Genomic DNA, 17,847 nt, shown 5'->3' with positions numbered 1-17,847 from the left:
AATTTATCGGTGCCAAGCTGATACAGAACTACCGCAAAGGCAATGGTGCGCGGGCAGGGAATTTCCCCGTAAGCAAATGATCTTGCCAAGAGTTATTGCAAAACCCGTCCCGTTGGCCAAGGGAAAACACCCAAGGCTGCGGCAGGGGGCAGGACCGGGAACCCAAAAAACGCCCGCGCAAAGGCGGGCGTTTGATGCCGTGACAGGCCGGGAAGCGGACTATCCTTACGGGTCAGCCGATTTCCTGCAGGCGCGCCAGGGCGTCTTTTATCTTGGCTTCTTCCTCTTCGCGCAGGGCCAGGTTTTCGCGGGCTTCTGCCACCACCTCTTCGGGGGCCGAGGCGGCGAATTTGGGGTTTTTCAACCGCCCACGCAACCCGCCCAGCTCCTTGGTCAATTTGCCAAGGTTCTTTTCCTGACGTGCCTTTTCTGCGGCAACATCAATGATATCGGCCAGAGGCAGCGCAAAGGAGGCCCCCGGAGCGGCGATTGAAATACAGCCCTTGGGCAGGTCCTTTGCCTGGGTCAGGCTTGCAATGCGGGCCTTGTTCAGGATCAGCTCTGCGTTGCGATCCCAATAGCCCTGTGCCGCTGCGTCCATTTCGGTGACCAGCATTGGCACGATGGAACCCGACGGCACGTTCAGCTGCGAGCGGGCCGAGCGCACATTGCCAATCACCGCGATGACCCAGTTCATTTCGGCCTCGGCCTCGGCGTCTACCAGATCGGCGGCGCGGTAGCTCGGCCAGGCGGCATGGGCCAGCATCTTGGAGGCCTCGCCCATCTTGACGCCGCGCCCTTCGGTGGCATTCCACAGCTCTTCGGTGACAAAGGGCATGATCGGGTGCATCAGGATCAGCGCCTGATCAATCGCCCAGGCAAAGGTGGCGCGGGTTTCTGCCTTGGCAGCCGCATCCTCGCCCTGGAATACCGGTTTGGTGAATTCCAGATAGCGGTCGCAGAAGGTGTTCCAGAAGGTGGCATAGATCGCATTGGCGGCGTCATTGAAGCGGAAGCTTTCAAAGCCCGCCTGCACATCGTCGCGCAGCTTGGCGATTTCGCCAATGATCCAGCGGTTCAGCGGCAGTGTCGCTTTGGGCGGGGTGCTGTCGCGATCAACCGAGAAGGCATCAATCTGGCTGTCGCCATAGGAACAGGCCTGCCAGATCTTGGTGACAAAGTTACGATAGCCCTCGATCCGCTTCATGTCGAGTTTGAGCACGCCGCCAAGCGAGGCCATTGCCGCATTGGTAAAGCGCAGCGCATCGGCGCCGTATTCGTCAATGATTTCCAGCGGGTCGACGACGTTGCCGGTGGATTTGGACATCTTTTTGCCCTTGGCATCACGTACCAGCCCATGCAGGTAGACGGTGTCGAATGGGATGCGTTCCTTGACCGGCAGGTCCTGATCCAGAACCGCCAGCTGCATCATCATCATCCGCGCAACCCAGAAGAACAGGATGTCCTGACCGGTGACCAGCGTCGAGGTCGGGAAATACTTAGACGTCTCCTCGGTCCATTCCGGCCAACCCAGGGTGCCAATCGGCCAGAGGCCGGAAGAGAACCAGGTGTCGAGCACGTCGGGGTCGCGGTAGAGTAGAACGGTCTTCTCTGTCCCATCAAATTCCAAAGCGCCGTAGGCGACGTTCTCTTGGCGTTTGCGAGCGATAGAGTCGCCGGTCTCTTGAACAGAAAACTTGTATTCGGAGCCATAGTATTCAGAGAGCTGACTTTGCAGAGCGTCTGTGGAAGAGGCGCAAAATGCTACTTCATCTCCTCGTGCAGATAGCCTTTCTGGAATCTTTGTTCCGGGTTCAGGTTCGGTCGAAAGCCATTCCATGAATTTGATTTGATCTTTTGACGGCCCGTACCACACTGGGATCTGGTGGCCCCACCACAGCTGGCGTGAGATGCACCAGGGTTCGATGTTTTCCAGCCAGTGGAAATAGGTCTTTTCGCCCGACTCCGGCAGGATCTTCACATCACCATTGCGCACGGCGTCGAGCGCCGGGCCGACGACCTTTTCGGCGTCGACGAACCACTGGTCGGTCAGCATCGGTTCGATCACCACCTTGGAGCGGTCGCCAAAAGGCTGCATGATCGGCTTGTTCTCAACCATCGGCACCGTCTCGGTAACCTCGGTCTCGTTGCCGTCCTCGTCTTTGACCACCTTGGTGACGGTATGCATCACGGCCAGACCTTCGGCGGTGATATCGGCCACCACGCGTTTGCGGGCCTCAAACCGATCCAGCCCGCGATACTCTTCCGGCACCAGATTCATCGCGGCGATGCTGGCCTCGGTGAAGTCCTGTTTGCCATTGGCGATGGCTTGGGCGATGGCGGCCTCTTCCACATATGGCGCGCCATCGGCGCGCATATTTGCCTTGGTGTCCATCAGGTTATACATCGGAATGCCGCCGCGTTTGGCGACCTGATAGTCATTGAAATCATGCGCGCCGGTGATCTTCACCGCGCCAGAGCCAAAGTCCTTATCGGGGTATTCATCCGTGATGATCGGGATCAGGCGGCGCTGCGCCTTGGGGCCAACGGGGATTTCGCAGAGCATACCAACGATGGGCGCATAGCGTTCATCCGAGGGGTGCACCGCAACCGCGCCGTCGCCCAGCATGGTTTCGGGCCGGGTGGTGGCGATGGAGATATAGTCACGCTCTTCAGTGAGCGTAACATTGCCGTCCTCATCCTTCTCGACATAGGTATAGGTCGCGCCATTCGCCAGCGGATATTTGAAGTGCCACATGTGGCCCGCGACCTCGATATTCTCGACCTCAAGGTCAGAGATCGCGGTCTCAAAATGGGGATCCCAGTTGACCAGACGCTTGCCGCGATAGATCAGCCCCTTGTTGTACATCTCCACAAAGACCTTGATCACGGCATCGTGGAAGTTGGGCGAGTTCTCGTGGCCGGTGCGGGTGTCACCTGCTGCCCCCGCCATGGTAAAGGCGGTGCGGTCAAAATCGCAGGATGCACCAAGGCGTTTCAGCTGTTCGATGATGGTGCCGCCCGACTTTTCTTTCCATTCCCAAATTTTGGCAAGGAAATCAGGGCGTGCAAAATCGGTGCGTTTCTTGCCTTCTTTCGCCAGTTCGCGTTCCACAACCATCTGCGTCGCAATCCCGGCGTGGTCGGTGCCCGGCTGCCACAGGGTGTCAAACCCCTGCATACGCTTCCAGCGGATCAGGATATCCTGCAACGTATTGTTGAAGGCATGGCCCATATGCAGCACCCCGGTCACATTGGGGGGCGGGATCATGATGCAATAGGTCGAGGCCTCAGGCTTGGCATTGGCGCCTGCCTTGAAACAGCCAGCCTCTTCCCAGGCCTTGTAAAGGCGGCTTTCAGCTGTGGCCGCGTCGAATGTCTTGTCCAGTGCCATGAGGGTCGTCCTGCGTCGATTGAATTCGGGGTTGCTGCCTCCAATAACGAATGGGGGGGCAAAGGGGAAGGGACCGCGCAAACCAGCCTGAAAAATCCGGCAGCGGTGGGGCTGGGGTGGCGATGCCCAAGGGCAGTCTAAAGGCTGCGGTCCAGCTTGGTGGCCAGGTGGATCAAGCTTTCGGAGGAGCGGACGCCACGGGCCTCGCCGATCCGGTCGATGGTTTCGTCCAGTGCGGTGGTGGTCTGAGCAACCACCTGGGCCAATAGATCAAACCTGCCGGATGTCGTATGCACCACCTCTACCCCCAAAAGGCTGCGCAGGCGCGACAGAACCTCGGGACCGGAGCGCGGCTCGATCGAGATCAGCACCGTGGCCTGTAGGGGCGCGCGCTCAACCGCGGATTGGCGCAGCGTATAGCCTGCGATGACGCCGCTGCGTTCCAGTCGTTCGATACGTGCCTGTACCGTGGTACGCGCCAGCCCCAGGGCGCGGCCCAACTCTGCCACCGGGCGACGGGCGTTGTCACGCAAGAGGGCCAATAACTGTTGGTCTGTTTCGTCGATTTTCATGTTTTTGCCTGCGATCTGGCGAAATGTTTCGTCACTTTAGGCAAACTGCCGGGCGAAAGCGATGCAAAATCAGCGCAAAATAGTCAAAACAATAGAGGCTTTCCCGATGCAGCAGATTTCCCCGCTTTGGCTTGACCCTGAAACTCACCTGGCGCGCCGTCAGCCGGATCACCCGATCCTGTATTTTGCCCCCCAGGTGCTGCACCAGACGGCCAAGCGGTTCATGGCGGGCTTTGACGGGCTGGTGACCTATGCGGTCAAGGCCAATCCGCACCCGGCTGTATTGTCTAATCTGGTGGCGGCGGGGCTCAACGCCTTTGATGTGGCCTCCCCCGGCGAGATGGCAGCGGTGCGCGCAGCCAGCCCTGATGCGGTGCTGCACTACAACAATCCGATGCGATCCGAGGCCGAGATCGCGGCCGGTATCGCCTATGACGTGGCCAGCTGGTCAGTGGATGAGCTGTCCGAGCTGGAAAAGCTGGATGCGGTGCCGCGGGATCGCGAAATCGCGGTGCGCTTTGCCCTGCCAGTGGGGGGGGCTGCCTATGATTTTGGCAGCAAATTTGGCGCCGCCCCGCAAGAGGCCATCGCCTTGTTGCAGAAGGTCGCGGCCGGGGGCTGGACCCCGTCGCTGTGCTTTCACCCCGGCACCCAATGTGAGGATGCGGCGGCCTGGGTTGAATATATCCACGCCGCCAAACGCATTATTGATGAGGCGGGGGTCCCTGTTGCCCGGCTGAATGTCGGCGGTGGCTTTGCGGCCAATCGCGATGGGGTCGCGCCAGATTTGGAGGCCGTTTTTACCGCCATTCGCGCCGCAACAGCCGCAGCCTTTGGAAGCGGCGCGCCGCAGCTGATCTGCGAGCCGGGCCGGGCGATGGTGTCAGAGGCGTTTACTCTGGCGGCACGGATCAAGGGCCTGCGCCGGGATGGCGAGGTGGTTTTCCTCAATGACGGGATCTATGGCGGGTTGGTCGACATCCGCGACATGGGGTTGCCGGGCCGGGTCGCCGTGGTCAGCGCCAAGGGCGAACACCGCTGCGCACCGGGGCGCCCAAGGGTGATATTTGGCCCCACCTGCGACAGCCTGGACCGTTTGCCCGATGGCCTGGAACTACCGACAGACAGCCAGATGGGCGACTATGTGCTGTTTCCTGGGCTTGGCGCTTATTCCTCCGCCATGAGCACGCAATTCAACGGCTATGGGCTGTCTGACGTTGCAACTGTGATAGAGCTCTCTGGACAAGCGCTACGCTAGGGCTAAGGTCCCCTAAAAGCACTAGCGTAGCGCGAATAGGGGGCGAGCATGGAAAAATTTGGAAAGAGTCAGCCGGTCAAACGGGTTGAAGATGTTCGGTTCCTGACCGGCCATGGGAATTACCTGGAAGACTGCGCCCCGGATGGGGCGCTGCGTGCCTGGGTGTTGCGCAGCCCCGTTGCCCATGGCGAGATTACGGCGTTGGATGTCGCAGAGGCCCGCGCCGCTGAGGGCGTGCATATGGTTGTCACCCTGCAGGACCTTCAAGCGGCGGGGCTGATCACGACCATGGATGCCACCGTGGTGAAAAATCGTGACAAAAGCGATGGCGCGGCGCCGGAACGCCACATGCTGGCCAATGGTCGGGTGCGTTTTGTCGGCGAACCCATTGCGGTGGTGGTTGCCGATACCCTGGAACAGGCCCGCGACGCCGGAGAGCTGATCGAGGTGGATATCGCGGATCTACCGGTCAAGCTGGACCTTGAGGCCGGGGGCGAACCACTGCACGCCGAAGCGCCAGACAACAAAGCCTTTGATTGGGGCATGGGGGACGAAGAGGCCACTAAGGCAGCCTTTGAAACCGCGGCCCATACTGTATCGCTACAGGTGGCGGACAACCGGATCATTGTGAACGCGATGGAGCCACGCGGCTGTTTTGCCAGCTGGGAGGCGGAGCGGCTGCATTTCACCTTTGGCGGCCAGGGCGTCTGGGGGGCCAAGAGCCAGCTGGCCGCCAAACTGGGGCTGGAAGAAGACGCAGTGCATGTGATGACGCCAGATGTTGGCGGCGGCTTTGGCATGAAGGCCATGACCTATCCGGAATATTTTGTCGTCGCCCATGCCGCCCGCACCCTGGCGCAGCCAGTGTTCTGGATGTCTGACCGTACCGAAGCCATGCTGAGCGACAATGCCGGGCGGGATCTGACCTCGCTGGCGGAACTGGCCTTTGACGCGGATCTCAAGATTACTGCCTATCGGGTGCAGACCCGTTGCAACCTTGGCGCCTATAATTCGCAGTTTGGCCAGCCCATTCAGACCCAGCTGTTCAGCCGGGTGCTGACCGGGGTCTATGATATCAAGACCACCTGGCTACAGGTGGAGGGTATCTATACCAATACTACCCAGGTGGATGCCTATCGCGGTGCGGGCCGCCCCGAGGCAATCTATGTGCTAGAGCGGCTGATGGACCGGGCGGCGCGGGAGCTGGGTGTCGACCCGTTCGAGCTGCACCGGCGCAACTTTATCGCGCCAGCCCAGTTCCCCTATGCCACCGCCACCGGCGAGAGCTATGATGTGGGTGATTTTGCCATGATCCTGTCACGGGCCTGCGAAGAGGCGGATATGCAGGGCTTTGCTGCTCGCCGCAGTGCCGATGTGGCCAATGGAAAACTGCGCGGCGTTGGCCTGTGTTACTATATCGAAAGCATTTTGGGCGACCCTTCCGAAGGTGCGGAAGTCGAATTTCTGGAGGACGGCAGAGTGAATATCTACGTGGGCACGCAAAGCAACGGGCAGGGGCATGAAACTGTCTATGCCCAGTTCCTTGCGGATCAGACGGGTATTCCGGCCGACAAAATCACAACCATTCAGGGCGACAGCGACCGCATCGCCAAGGGCGGCGGTACCGGTGGGTCGCGTTCGGTGACGACACAGGCCAATGCGACACTGGCCACGGTCGAGGTGATGGTTGCGGCCTTTGCGCCCTTTCTGGCTGATGAAATGGGCGTCGAGGCAGAGGCTGTCCACTTTGATGGCGAGACCTTCCGTGCGCCGGGATCCAACCTGACACCATCGCTGCTGGAGACAGCAGAGATGGCCCGCGCGCAGGGGCGCGTTGATTTGCTACGTCACACAGCGCGGGCGCAGCTGCCGGGGCGTTCCTTTCCAAACGGGGCCCATATCGCCGAGGTCGTGATTGATCCCGAAACCGGGGTTTCCGTGGTGGACCGCTACACGGTGGTTGATGATTTTGGCAACCTTATCAATCCGATGCTGGCTGAAGGTCAGGTGCATGGCGGCGTGGTGCAGGGCTTGGGCCAGGCGATGATGGAGCATGTGGTCCATGACGAAGATGGCCAGCTTCTTACCGCGACCTTCATGGACTATGCCTTGCCGCGTGCGGCCGATGTGCCCATGATTGACTTTACCTCCGAACCGGTGCCCTCCACCCAGAATCCAATGGGAATGAAGGGCTGTGGCGAGGCGGGGACCGTTGGTGCCCTGGCCGCTGTCGCCAATGCGGTGCAGGATGCCACCTGGGACAAGGGGTTGCGGCAGGTGGATATGCCGTTCACCCCACTGAAACTATGGGAAGCGTTGAGGAATGGGACTAAAGCAGCTTGCGAATGATCTGCGCAGATGGCTGGGGCTTGGCTGGCTTGGACGGCCCCTGCGGTCCGAGCATTCTGGCGAGGCAAAGCTGCGCGGGCCGCAGGCCCATGTGATCATTCTGGACGGCACCATGTCGACGCTGGAGCCCGGACAAGAGACGAATGCCGGCCGTCTCTATCAGATGTGCCTTGAAATGAGTGGTGAGGTGTCCGTTTTCTATGAGGCGGGCGTGCAGTGGACGGGCTGGGCCAGCGCGCCGGATGTCATGATGGGCCGGGGCATCAACCGGCAAATCCGCCGGGCTTATGGCTATCTTGCGTCGCGCTATCGTCCGGGCGACCGGATCTATCTGCTGGGGTATTCACGCGGTGCCTATGCGGTGCGTTCACTTGCCGGGGTGATCGGCGAGGTTGGCCTGCTCAAGGCGGAACATGCGACCGTGCGCAATATCCGTACGGCCTATCGCCACTATCAACAGGCGGGGTCACCGCTGGTGGCAGAATCTTTTCGCAAGGCATATTGCCACCCTGAGACCCAAATCGAAATGATTGGTGTCTGGGATACGGTCAAGGCGCTGGGCCTGCGGTTGCCCCTGCTGTGGCGCTTGGCAAAAAGCCGACATGCCTTTCACAACCACGAACTGGGCGCGCATGTCAAAAATGGCTATCAAGCCCTTGCGCTGGACGAGACGCGCAATGTGTTCCAGCCGGTGCTCTGGGTCGGCTCGGAGCGCTGGAAGGGGCATGTCGAACAGGTTTGGTTTCACGGCGCACATGGGGATATTGGCGGTCAACTGGGCGGATACGAAGAGGCGCGCCCCTTGGCCAATATTCCGCTGGTCTGGATGCTGGAGAGGGCCGAACATTGCGGCTTACCCCTGCCGCGGGATTGGCGCATGCGCTTTCCGGTGGATCCAAAGGCGCCGTCGGTTGGCACCTGGAACGGGTGGGGCAAGATCTTTTTGTTGCGGAGCAAACGGCAGGTGGGGCTGGACCCTAGTGAACGTCTGCACCACAGCGTGCGCGATGTTACGCTGTCAAAAAAGCCGACAGGCTGGTTTGCCGGGCAGACTGGAAACGCGCCTTAGCGCTACCCGATCCCCCGGCGACCTGCGCAGTCTGCGCTGCCGCAGGCCGTATGTATAGGCGGGGCCCGGCAGGTAATGTACGCTCAGGTCTTTTTGCCAGTCATATTCATCACAATGCAGGTGGTCGATCCGGTGGCGTAAAGCTTGCCGTCGTCAACGCCGCGCAGTTCCCCATGGGCGACCCCGGTTGAGCGGCCAACATGGTCGATAACGCCAATGCAATCCACTGTGGTGCCCAGCGGAACAGAGCGCAGGATATTGATCTTGTATTCCAAAGTTGTATAGGCTGAACCCTTTGGCACGGCTGTCATCACCGCGCAGGCCATGGCGCTGTCCAGCAGGGTGCCGTACCAACCGCCATGCACCGTGCCCATTGGGTTGGTGACTTCAAACCGGGGCGTGCCGCGAAATACCGCGCGTCCTTCGCTTACCTCATGCAGGGTATACCCCATTTGGGCGCCAATTGGCGGGCCGGGCAGGCGGCCATCCAGAATGGCTTGCATGAACTCCAGCCCCGAAAGCTGTACGATCTGGTCCATGGTCGGAAGGTCGGCGGGTGATTTTGCGATCGGCATGGCGTGCCCTCTGTATTTACAGCTGAAGAAGCTGCGCCCCAGGGGTAATCCCCTAGAGCACATAGCTTTTTCAATGACAGTATCGGGCAGGAACGATCGGCAACAAGCCTTACGCTACGTTCTCGAGCGAGACCTTGGGAGAGAGCCCGAGGGCAAAGCAGACATCGCGGGTCAGCTCGGGGCGGTTGAGAGTATAGAAATGCAGTTTCTTCACCCCTTCGTCGAGCAGATCAGAGCACAGCTCGCTGCAGATCGCCGTGGCCAGCAGATCCGCGCGGTTGTCGCGGGTGGCTTTTTCAAAGGCGTCATCGACCCAGGCCGGGATCACGGTGCCGCAGCGTTTTGCAAAGTTGCGCGCACCTTTCCAGTTTTCGATCGGCAGGATGCCCGGCACCAGCTTATCCCCATCAATGCCGGCCTTCGCGCAGGCGTCACGGAAACGCAGGAAGGTCTCCGCCTCAAAGAAAAATTGGGTCAACGCCTCATCGGCACCGGCGTCCAGTTTACGCTTGAGCCAGTCAACATCCGCCTGGGCATTTGCCGCTTCTGGATGCGGATCAGGATAGGCACCAACGCGCAGGGAAAATTTGCCTGTGGCGGCCAGCGCCTCGATCAGGTCCACCGAATTGGCAAACCCATCAGGATGGGGCACAAATCTGCCGGTATCCTTGGGGGGATCACCGCGCAACGCCACGATTTCGGTGACACCCACTGCGGCAAAGTTTTCCGCGATTTCCAGTGTTTCGGCGCGGCTTGCATCCACACAGGTCAGATGCGCTGCCACATTGAGCCCAGAGCTGCCATGCAGGGTTTTCACAGCGTCGCGGGTCAGGTCGCGGGTGGTGCCGCCCGCCCCATAGGTGACCGAGACAAAGCGCGGATCCAGCGGTGCCAGGGTCTGTACCGTATCCCAAAGTCGAAAAGACGCCTCCAGAGACTGGGGGGGGAAAAATTCAAATGAAATCTCAGGGCTCGTCATTGCTGTGCTCTCCGTAGGATTTGCCTCTTGTTGCACGTGCAGCATTGTGAGACAATTTCATAATTCTCAAGAACAACATGAGTAGATCTGAAGTCATGCATATCGAGTTTCGCCACCTGCGTACGATAAAGGCCATCCACGAGGCCGGCGGATTGGCTCGGGCGGCTGAGCAGCTCAACATCACGCAAAGCGCATTGAGCCATCAAATCAAAGGCCTGGAAGATCAAGCTGGGGTCGAACTTTTCAAACGCCGCTCCAAGCCGATGAAATTGTCGGCGGCGGGGCTGCGGTTGCTGCGGCTGGCCGAACAGGTGCTGCCCCAGGTTGAGGCGACCCTGGCAGAGTTTTCCTCTCTGCGCGACGGCCACACAGGACGGATGCACATCGCCATTGAATGTCACGCCTGTTTCGAGTGGCTGTTCCCCGTACTGGAAGCCTTCCGCCAGAGCTGGTCGGATGTTGATGTGGATATTCGTCCCGGTCTTGCCTTTGACGCGCTGCCAGCCTTGCAAAAAGAAGAGGTCGATCTGGTGGTCTCGTCCGATCCCGAAGATATACCAGGTGTCGAGTTTATCGAGCTGTTTGATTACAAAGCGGTGTTTGTCGCTTCTGCACAGCACCCGCTGGCCCAGAAGTCTTTTGTCGAAGCCGAGGATTTTCTTGATCAGACATTGATCACCTATCCGGTTGAAAAATCGCGGCTGGATGTGTTCAGCCAGCTGCTGACCCCGGCGCGGGTCGAACCGGAAAGCATTCGTCAGGTAGAGCTGACTGCAGTCATCTTGCTGTTGGTGGCGTCGAACCGGGGCGTTTCGGTGCTGCCGGACTGGGTGGTGCGCGAGGTGAAATATTCCTCGGATTATGTCACTCGCCCGCTGACCAAGGCCGGAATTACCCGCCGTCTTTATGCGGCGATCCGCAGCGAAGATCGCGAAAAGCCTTATATGAAGGAACTCATTCGCCTGGCGAAGGTCGAGGCCCGCAAGCTACAACAGCAGTAGCTGGCGCGCTCCTTGAATTGGCTGCGGACACCAGGGCCCCCGGTGCCCGCAGAGATTTTCTGTATCAGATCAGTTTGACGATCTGCTTGCCGGTGTTGCCGCCGTTCAGCATCGCCATAAAGGCGGCTGGGGCGTTCTCCAGCCCTTCGGCCACATCCTCGATAAAGCGGATCTCGCCTTTGGCGACCATCGGGGCGACCTCTTTTAGGAACTCGGGGTAGCGATCAAAGTGGTTCGAGATGATAAAACCATTCACGGACAGGAACTTGACCAGTATATTGCGCCAGATGTTTGGCCCGGTAAGCCCTGCTTCCTTGGCACCTTCGCCCAGCCCCCCGGCGTTGTACCAGGCAATCATGCCGCAGATCGGAATGCGGCCATTTGGATTCATCAGCGGCAGAACTGCCTCTAGCACCTTGCCGCCGACATTCTCGAAATAGATGTCGATGCCATTGGGGCAGGACTCTTTCAGGTCCTTGCGCAGGGCGCGGGCATCGGCATAGGCGCGGTGATCGAGGCAGACATCAAAGCCAAAGGTATCAACGGCAAGCTTACATTTGTCGGCACCACCGGCAATGCCCACAACCCGCAGTCCGGCCTGTTTTGCCAGTTGCCCGACCATTGAACCCACCGGCCCGGTTGCGGCGGCCACCACCAGGGTTTCGCCTGCCTGCGGGCGCCCATAGGCGGACAAGCCATGCCATCCGGTAAACCCTGGCATGCCCAGAACGCCAAGCGCCGCCGTGATTGGCCCCTGTGCGGGATCAATTTTGCGCAGCTCTTTCGCGGGCAGGCAGCCGTGGCTGGCCCAGCCAAACATCCCAAAGGCAAAATCACCAATCTGGAAATGCGGGCTGTTTGAGGCAATGACCTCGCCGACGGCACCGGCCTCCATGCGGCCACCGATGGGCACCGGGGCGGCATAGGATTTCGCATCGTCCATACGACCGCGCATATAGGGATCCAGCGACATATAGTGCAGCTTTACAAGCACTTCGCCTTCACCGGGTTCGGGCAGGGCGACTTTTTCCAGCCGGAAGTTTTCTGCCACTGGTGCGGCCTCGGGGCGGCTGGCCAAAACGATCTGTTGCATTTCACCGGTCATCTCTGTCTCCTTATTGTGGTCGGGCGCAGCTGTCGCCTGCGCCGAGAGCGTTTTTTGAACTCTGTCGTTCAGTTTGGCTTTTGACAACTGTAGAGCTACTGTGACCCAGCGGAAAGCCCGACTGGGATCTGGTGCAGCCAGGGCCTCTGAGCTTGATTTGATGCGCTATTGACCCTTGGCAAATGGAGGCTTGCCGCGTATAGGCACGGTTTGACCGACATCTCCCCGAGCACAACAGGATCCAGCAGACATGATTGGCAGCGCAAACCTCAATGTGATGATCAAAGCGGCCCGCAAGGCTGGCCGGTCCCTGGCAAAAGACTTTCGTGAGGTTGAAAACCTGCAAGTCTCCCGCAAGGGCCCTGGAGACTTTGTGTCCAAGGCGGACATCGCTGCCGAAGCGATCCTGAAGGAAGAGCTGATGGGCGCGCGCCCTACTTATGGCTGGCTGGCGGAAGAGGGCGGCGAAATTCCTGGCGACGATCCAACTCGTCGCTGGATTGTCGATCCGCTGGATGGCACCACCAACTTTTTGCATGGTCTGCCGCATTGGTCGATCTCCATCGCGCTGGAACACAAGGGCAAGGTCATCGCTGGGGTGGTCTATGATCCCAGCCGGGATGAGCTGTTCTTTGCTGAAAAAGGCGCGGGTGCCTGGATGAACGAAAGCCGGATCCGTACCTCGGGTCGGCATCGTCTGATCGAATCCATCTTTGCCACCGGACTGCCTTTTGCGGGCCGCGCTGACCTGCCCGATACCCTGCAGGATCTGGCCCGCCTGTTGCCCGCCTGTGCCGGTGTGCGCCGCTTTGGCTCTGCTGCATTGGACATGGCCTATGTGGCTGCAGGTCGTTACGATGGCTTTTGGGAACGCCGCCTGAATGCCTGGGATCTGGCCGCGGGCATCATCATCGTGCAAGAGGCTGGCGGTCTGGTTGAAGCCATCAACCCAAGCGACAGCATTGTGGAGTGCGGCGAAGTTGTCTGCTCCAACGAGCCGATCTTTGAAAGCTTTGCCAAGGTTGTACGCGCCTGATTGCTTGCTTTTTCGCCCAACCACTTTGGCGCTCCATGGCTATGCATAGTGCGGGTTTTCCGAACCTGGCGAAACAGAGATGAAACCTATTACAAAAGCGCGCCCTTTGAGGCGCGCTTTTTCGTTGTATGCTGCCGGGACTATTTCCCCCAGGGGCCGGGACGCCGCCGTTTGCGGGGCAGGCGCGGGATGCGACTGGCACTATAGGTATACTGGGTTGGCGGATTGGGCGGCAGGCCATGGGTGCGCGACCAAAAGGCCGGTCCGCCAAGGCGTAACCACAGCGGCAGCATCAGCACTAGCCCCACCGCAAACCCACCGGCATGGGCCCAATAGGCAACCCCGCCCTGGTCGGGATCCGAACCCAATCCGCCAAAGATCTGCAGCGCCAGCCAAAGCCCCAGCATCAATGCGGCAGGCACGGTGACGACACGGAAAAAGATGATTAGGATCAGTAGGATATCGACACGCGCCTTGGGGAAGAGCAATAGGTAGCCCCCCATTACCCCGGCAATGGCCCCCGAGGCCCCAACCGTGGGAATCTGCGAGCCAGGCGCGGCCAGCACATGGACCAGCCCGGCGCCGATGCCGCAGGCAAGGTAAAAGGCCAGAAAGGGTAGGTGCCCCATCTCATCCTCGAGATTGTCACCAAAGATCCAGAGAAACAGCATATTGCCGCCCAGATGCATCAGCCCGCCATGAATGAACACAGAGGTAAGCAGTGTGGCAGCCCCTTCACCACGGGCAAGATTGGCAGGGATGATGGCGTAGCTCTGATAAAACTGCATCAGGGCGCGGGGATCATTGCTCAGGCCGGAATACATCAGATAGGCCAGAACATTGGCGGCAATCAGCCCATAGACCACATAGGGTGTACCGGCTGAAGGGTTATGGTCACGCAGCGGAAACATGCCCCGACGCTGAGCCGATTTTGGCCCAGCGTCAAGGGGTTATCAGCGCACCAACCCGGAACTGGGGGTCAGGCTGCGCCGCCCAGAAGCGCCGCATTCCCGCCCGCGGCAGTGGTGTCGACGCAGACATGGCGTTCTGCCAATACGCGGGCGCGATCCGGCAGACCGGGAATCAGGGGTAAAATGGGACCGTCCCGCATTGCCAGGCTGCGCTCGATCTCGGTAGCGGTTTCGCTGTCACCCCACCACAGAACCCCTGCGATGCCTTCGACCTGTTGCAGCTCTTGCACGTTCAGCGGACCCTGTGCCTGCAGCGCGGTACCGCCAAGATCGATTACCGCCTGCACCTGCGCAGCCACCGTCTGCACCCCAGGCCCCAGACAGAGCAGCGGTGCGCGGGGCAGGGTGGTCAGCCGGTTCGATTCCCCCGTGGGGCCGGGCAAGGTGGTGGTGACGCTGGGTCCCGGCGTGCCGGTTGGCTTTGCGCGCGACAGCGGCACTGGGGCGGTCGTCTCCCAGTCATCACTTGGCGTCTGGCGGTCTGGTGCACAGAACCTGGCCAGGTAGTTTGGCCCCCCTGCCTTTGGGCCGGTGCCCGAGAGACCTTCGCCGCCAAATGGTTGGCTGCCGACAATCGCGCCGATCTGGTTGCGGTTCACATAGACATTACCAGCGTGAATGCTGTCGCAGATATGTTGCACCCGATCATCAATGCGGGTGTGCAGGCCAAAGGTCAGCCCGTACCCGGTGGCATTGATATCAGCGATGACCCGGTCCAGATCTTTTGACTTGAACCGCGCCACATGAAGGACCGGGCCAAAGATCTCTTGTTCAAGGTCGCCAATACGAGAGACCGAAATCAGCGTCGGGGCAACAAAGGTGCCAGCCTGCGGGGTGTTCACCTCCTTGAGCACCCGACCCTCGGCGCGGGCCTGGTCGATATGGGCCAGGATGACCGCGCGGGCATTGGCGTCGATCACCGGGCCGCTGTCGACCTCCAGGTTCCAGGGGTCACCGAGGTGCAGCAGATCCATCGCGCCTTTCAGCATGGTCAGCACAGCGTCGGCGATGTCTTCCTGCAGGTAGAGACAGCGCAGTGCCGAACAGCGCTGGCCCGCAGATTGAAAGGCGCTTTCGACGATGGCCTGTACCGCCTGTTCCGGCAGGGCGGTGCTGTCGACGATCATCGCGTTCAACCCGCCGGTTTCAGCGATCAGTGGTGCACCCGGTTGCATGTGCTCTGCCATGCTGGAACGGATGCGCAGGGCGGTCGCGGTGGAACCCGTAAAGGCGACGCCATGCACCCGGCGATCTGAGGTAAGGGCGGCACCGACAACCGCACCGGCACCGGGCAGAAATTGCAGGGCGGTGCGCGGCACCCCGGCTTCGTGCATCAGGGAAATGGCGCGATGGGCGATCAGTGGTGTCTGTTCGGCTGATTTGGCCAGCACCGCATTGCCAACGGCCAGCGCCGCTGCGATCTGCCCCGAGAAAATCGCCAGAGGGAAGTTCCAGGGTGAGATACAGGTGAACACACCGGCGGGTTCCGCATCGGGAATGCGGGCGGCGTAGTAGCGCAGGAAATCCACCGCCTCGCGCAGTTCGGCCACGGCGTCGGGCAGGCTCTTGCCGGCCTCGCGCGCCAGGATCGCAAAGAGCTCTGCATAGTTTTCCTCAAACAGATCGGCAGCGGTATTGAGAACCGCAGCCCGCTCTGCCGCGCTGGCCTGCCATGGTGTGGCGGCCTCAAGGGCGGCCTCTACGTCGGCGGCGCTTGACGGGGTGACCTGGCCGACATTGGTGAAATCCGCAGGGTTGGACACGTTTTCGGGCTGTGAGGGGGTTATCTCGGCGGCAATCAGCGGCTCGGACAGCCAGCTGTGCTGACGCCAGGGGTCGCGGTCTTCTTCGATCCGGGCGAGGGTCGGGGCATGGCCCAGGTCAAACCCGATGGAATTGGGGCGTTCCGGCGCGAAGAGTTCAGGCCCGGTGGGAATGGTATTGGCGCAGTCCGCGGCGTCCAGAAAGGGATCGGCCGCGACGATTTCAGGCGCCACATCTTCATCGACGATCTGGTTCACAAAAGAACTGTTGGCGCCGTTTTCCAGCAGACGCCGCACCAGATAGGCGAGCAGATCCCGGTGCGCGCCCACGGGGGCATAGATGCGGCAACGGGTCTGGTTCTGTTCCAGCACCATATTGTGCAGGGTTTCGCCCATGCCATGCAGGCGCTGGAATTCATAGCTGTCGGCATCGCCTGCCATGTGCAGAATGGCGCTGACAGTATGGGCGTTGTGGGTGGCAAACTGCGGATAAATCCGGTCTGTCATACCCATCAGTTTGCGGGCATTGGCAATATAGGACACATCGCTCAGCGCTTTGTTGGTGAAGACCGGAAAGCCATCGACGCCCTCGACCTGGGCCAGCTTGATCTCGGTATCCCAGTAGGCCCCCTTGACCAGGCGGACCATAAAGCGGCGGTCGTGTTTTTCCGCCAGATCATAAAGCGCATCAATCACCAGCCCGGTGCGCGGGCCATAGGCCTGTACCACGACACCAAAGCCTTCCCACCCGTCCAGCGATGGTTCGGAGACCACCGCCTCTATCACCTCAAGCGAGAGCGACAGGCGGTCTGCCTCTTCGGCATCGATGTTCAGCCCCATATTGGCCGCCTTGGCCAGCAGTGCCAGCGCTTTGACGCGCGGCACCAATTGTTCCATGACGCGGCCTTCCTGGGCCAGCTCATACCGGGGGTGCAGCGCCGAGAGCTTGATGGAAATGCCGGGATTCTTGCGAATGTCATCGCTGTCACAACCGGCCGCAATTGCCGAAATCGCCTTGGAATAGGCCAGATGATAGCGGGCGGCATCCGCCTCGGTCCGGGCGGCTTCTCCCAGCATGTCGTAGGAATAGGTGTAGCCCTTTGCCTCCATGCCGGCGGCACGTTTCATTGCTGATTCAATGGTTTCGCCCAGAACGAACTGGCGGCCCATTTCCCGCATGGCGCGGGCTACGGCAGTGCGGATCACCGGCTCGCCCAGGCGTTTGATGGCGCCGCGCAGGGCTCCGACCGGGCTGCGATCTTCATCCAGTACCTTGCCTGTCAGCATCAGGGCCCAGGTCGAGGCATTGACCAGCGAAGAGGATGAATGGCCCAGGTGTTTACCCCAGTCAGAGGGGGCAATTTTATCCTCGATCAGGGCGTCGATGGTATCGGCATCCGGCACCCGCAACAGGGCTTCGGCCAGACACATCAGGGCGATACCTTCATCGGTGGACAGGCCATATTCCGCCAGGAAGACCTCCATCAAGCCAGGGTTGGAATGGCTACGGATGTCGCGCACCAGGGCAGCGGCGCGGGTGCAAATCGCCGCGCGATCGGCCGCGCTAAGCGCGGCGGTACTACACAACTGATCAAACATATCCTGTTGATTGACATAGGTTCCGGCATCAATCCGGTCACGCAATTTGCTGTGCAGGTTCATCTTGAGGCTCCATTCTTTTGCGGAGGGTGTTTTGCTAGCTTTACTGTCTTTTATTCGGGACAATCTCCCGAAGGTGTGGCAAAACGGGATCAATCGTATCGCAATTTTGGTCA

The 17,847-nt window shown here is 60.2% G+C and carries 12 protein-coding genes; 5 read left to right on the top strand and 7 right to left on the bottom strand.

Annotation, left to right across the window (positions count from 1 at the left end; all coding sequences use genetic code 11):
• Window positions 1–232 precede the first annotated feature (232 nt).
• Window positions 233–3,394 carry a valine--tRNA ligase gene (locus ACN0VH_RS03930; RefSeq protein WP_417699570.1) on the bottom strand — a complete coding sequence of 1,054 codons (3,162 nt, stop codon included), beginning with the start codon at window positions 3,392–3,394 and terminating at the stop codon, window positions 233–235.
• 137 nt (window positions 3,395–3,531) lie between these two features.
• Window positions 3,532–3,966, bottom strand: a complete 435-nt coding sequence (locus ACN0VH_RS03925) for an Lrp/AsnC family transcriptional regulator (protein WP_278920845.1) — start codon at window positions 3,964–3,966, stop codon at window positions 3,532–3,534.
• A 106-nt stretch (window positions 3,967–4,072) separates the two neighbouring features.
• Here ACN0VH_RS03925 and ACN0VH_RS03920 point away from each other — a divergent pair, with 106 nt between their 5' ends.
• The 3 genes from ACN0VH_RS03920 to ACN0VH_RS03910 are packed head-to-tail and all read left to right on the top strand — an operon-like array spanning window position 4,073 to window position 8,642.
• A complete protein-coding gene (locus ACN0VH_RS03920; RefSeq protein ID WP_278920844.1) occupies window positions 4,073–5,224 on the top strand; it encodes a type III PLP-dependent enzyme in 1,152 nt (383 codons plus the stop codon).
• Between the two features lie 48 nt (window positions 5,225–5,272).
• Complete coding sequence (locus ACN0VH_RS03915) at window positions 5,273–7,573, top strand: xanthine dehydrogenase family protein molybdopterin-binding subunit (protein WP_417699569.1); 2,301 nt, start codon at window positions 5,273–5,275, stop codon at window positions 7,571–7,573.
• Complete coding sequence (locus ACN0VH_RS03910; protein ID WP_278920842.1) at window positions 7,548–8,642, top strand: T6SS phospholipase effector Tle1-like catalytic domain-containing protein; 1,095 nt, start codon at window positions 7,548–7,550, stop codon at window positions 8,640–8,642. The genes ACN0VH_RS03915 and ACN0VH_RS03910 overlap by 26 nt, the downstream gene beginning before the upstream one ends.
• Before the next feature lie 83 nt (window positions 8,643–8,725).
• Here the strand turns inward: ACN0VH_RS03910 and ACN0VH_RS03905 are convergent, their stop codons facing one another.
• Together ACN0VH_RS03905 and metF are read right to left on the bottom strand one after the other, a co-directional pair.
• Window positions 8,726–9,217, bottom strand: a complete 492-nt coding sequence (locus ACN0VH_RS03905) for a PaaI family thioesterase (protein WP_278920841.1) — start codon at window positions 9,215–9,217, stop codon at window positions 8,726–8,728.
• Window positions 9,218–9,326: 109 nt separating this feature from the next.
• On the bottom strand, window positions 9,327–10,196 hold the full coding sequence (gene metF, locus ACN0VH_RS03900) for a methylenetetrahydrofolate reductase [NAD(P)H] (RefSeq protein ID WP_278920840.1): 870 nt from the start codon (window positions 10,194–10,196) through the stop codon (window positions 9,327–9,329).
• 95 nt (window positions 10,197–10,291) lie between these two features.
• On the opposite strand from metF, the gene ACN0VH_RS03895 reads away from it, so the two are divergent.
• A complete protein-coding gene (locus ACN0VH_RS03895; RefSeq protein ID WP_278921431.1) occupies window positions 10,292–11,197 on the top strand; it encodes a LysR family transcriptional regulator in 906 nt (301 codons plus the stop codon).
• Window positions 11,198–11,261: 64 nt separating this feature from the next.
• Here the strand turns inward: ACN0VH_RS03895 and ACN0VH_RS03890 are convergent, their stop codons facing one another.
• Window positions 11,262–12,302 (bottom strand): NADP-dependent oxidoreductase, encoded by a 1,041-nt coding sequence (locus tag ACN0VH_RS03890; protein WP_417699567.1) that lies wholly within the window; start codon window positions 12,300–12,302, stop codon window positions 11,262–11,264.
• Window positions 12,303–12,552: 250 nt separating this feature from the next.
• On the opposite strand from ACN0VH_RS03890, the gene ACN0VH_RS03885 reads away from it, so the two are divergent.
• Window positions 12,553–13,338 (top strand): inositol monophosphatase family protein, encoded by a 786-nt coding sequence (locus ACN0VH_RS03885; protein WP_278920838.1) that lies wholly within the window; start codon window positions 12,553–12,555, stop codon window positions 13,336–13,338.
• A gap of 140 nt (window positions 13,339–13,478) precedes the next feature.
• Here the strand turns inward: ACN0VH_RS03885 and ACN0VH_RS03880 are convergent, their stop codons facing one another.
• Window positions 13,479–14,249, bottom strand: a complete 771-nt coding sequence (locus ACN0VH_RS03880) for a rhomboid family intramembrane serine protease (RefSeq protein ID WP_417699565.1) — start codon at window positions 14,247–14,249, stop codon at window positions 13,479–13,481.
• 68 nt (window positions 14,250–14,317) lie between these two features.
• Entirely contained in the window at window positions 14,318–17,734 is a 3,417-nt protein-coding gene (putA, locus tag ACN0VH_RS03875; RefSeq protein ID WP_278920836.1) for a bifunctional proline dehydrogenase/L-glutamate gamma-semialdehyde dehydrogenase PutA, read from the bottom strand.
• Between the last annotated feature and the right edge of the window lie 113 nt (window positions 17,735–17,847).

It is taken from the genome of Pseudophaeobacter sp., from assembly GCF_048267565.1.
In the GTDB taxonomy this organism is placed as follows: domain Bacteria; phylum Pseudomonadota; class Alphaproteobacteria; order Rhodobacterales; family Rhodobacteraceae; genus Pseudophaeobacter; species Pseudophaeobacter profundi.
This window is presented reverse-complemented; position numbering and strand designations above follow the sequence as displayed.

Coding starts and splice junctions, on each gene's coding strand:
- metF (WP_278920840.1), bottom strand. CDS start 10,196: ATGACGAGCCCTGAGATTTCATTTGAATTTTTCCCCCCCCAGTCTCTG.
- ACN0VH_RS03880 (WP_417699565.1), bottom strand. CDS start 14,249: ATGTTTCCGCTGCGTGACCATAACCCTTCAGCCGGTACACCCTATGTG.
- ACN0VH_RS03925 (WP_278920845.1), bottom strand. CDS start 3,966: ATGAAAATCGACGAAACAGACCAACAGTTATTGGCCCTCTTGCGTGAC.
- ACN0VH_RS03890 (WP_417699567.1), bottom strand. CDS start 12,302: ATGACCGGTGAAATGCAACAGATCGTTTTGGCCAGCCGCCCCGAGGCC.
- ACN0VH_RS03930 (WP_417699570.1), bottom strand. CDS start 3,394: ATGGCACTGGACAAGACATTCGACGCGGCCACAGCTGAAAGCCGCCTT.
- putA (WP_278920836.1), bottom strand. CDS start 17,734: ATGAACCTGCACAGCAAATTGCGTGACCGGATTGATGCCGGAACCTAT.
- ACN0VH_RS03920 (WP_278920844.1), top strand. CDS start 4,073: ATGCAGCAGATTTCCCCGCTTTGGCTTGACCCTGAAACTCACCTGGCG.
- ACN0VH_RS03895 (WP_278921431.1), top strand. CDS start 10,292: ATGCATATCGAGTTTCGCCACCTGCGTACGATAAAGGCCATCCACGAG.
- ACN0VH_RS03905 (WP_278920841.1), bottom strand. CDS start 9,217: ATGCCGATCGCAAAATCACCCGCCGACCTTCCGACCATGGACCAGATC.
- ACN0VH_RS03885 (WP_278920838.1), top strand. CDS start 12,553: ATGATTGGCAGCGCAAACCTCAATGTGATGATCAAAGCGGCCCGCAAG.
- ACN0VH_RS03910 (WP_278920842.1), top strand. CDS start 7,548: ATGGGACTAAAGCAGCTTGCGAATGATCTGCGCAGATGGCTGGGGCTT.
- ACN0VH_RS03915 (WP_417699569.1), top strand. CDS start 5,273: ATGGAAAAATTTGGAAAGAGTCAGCCGGTCAAACGGGTTGAAGATGTT.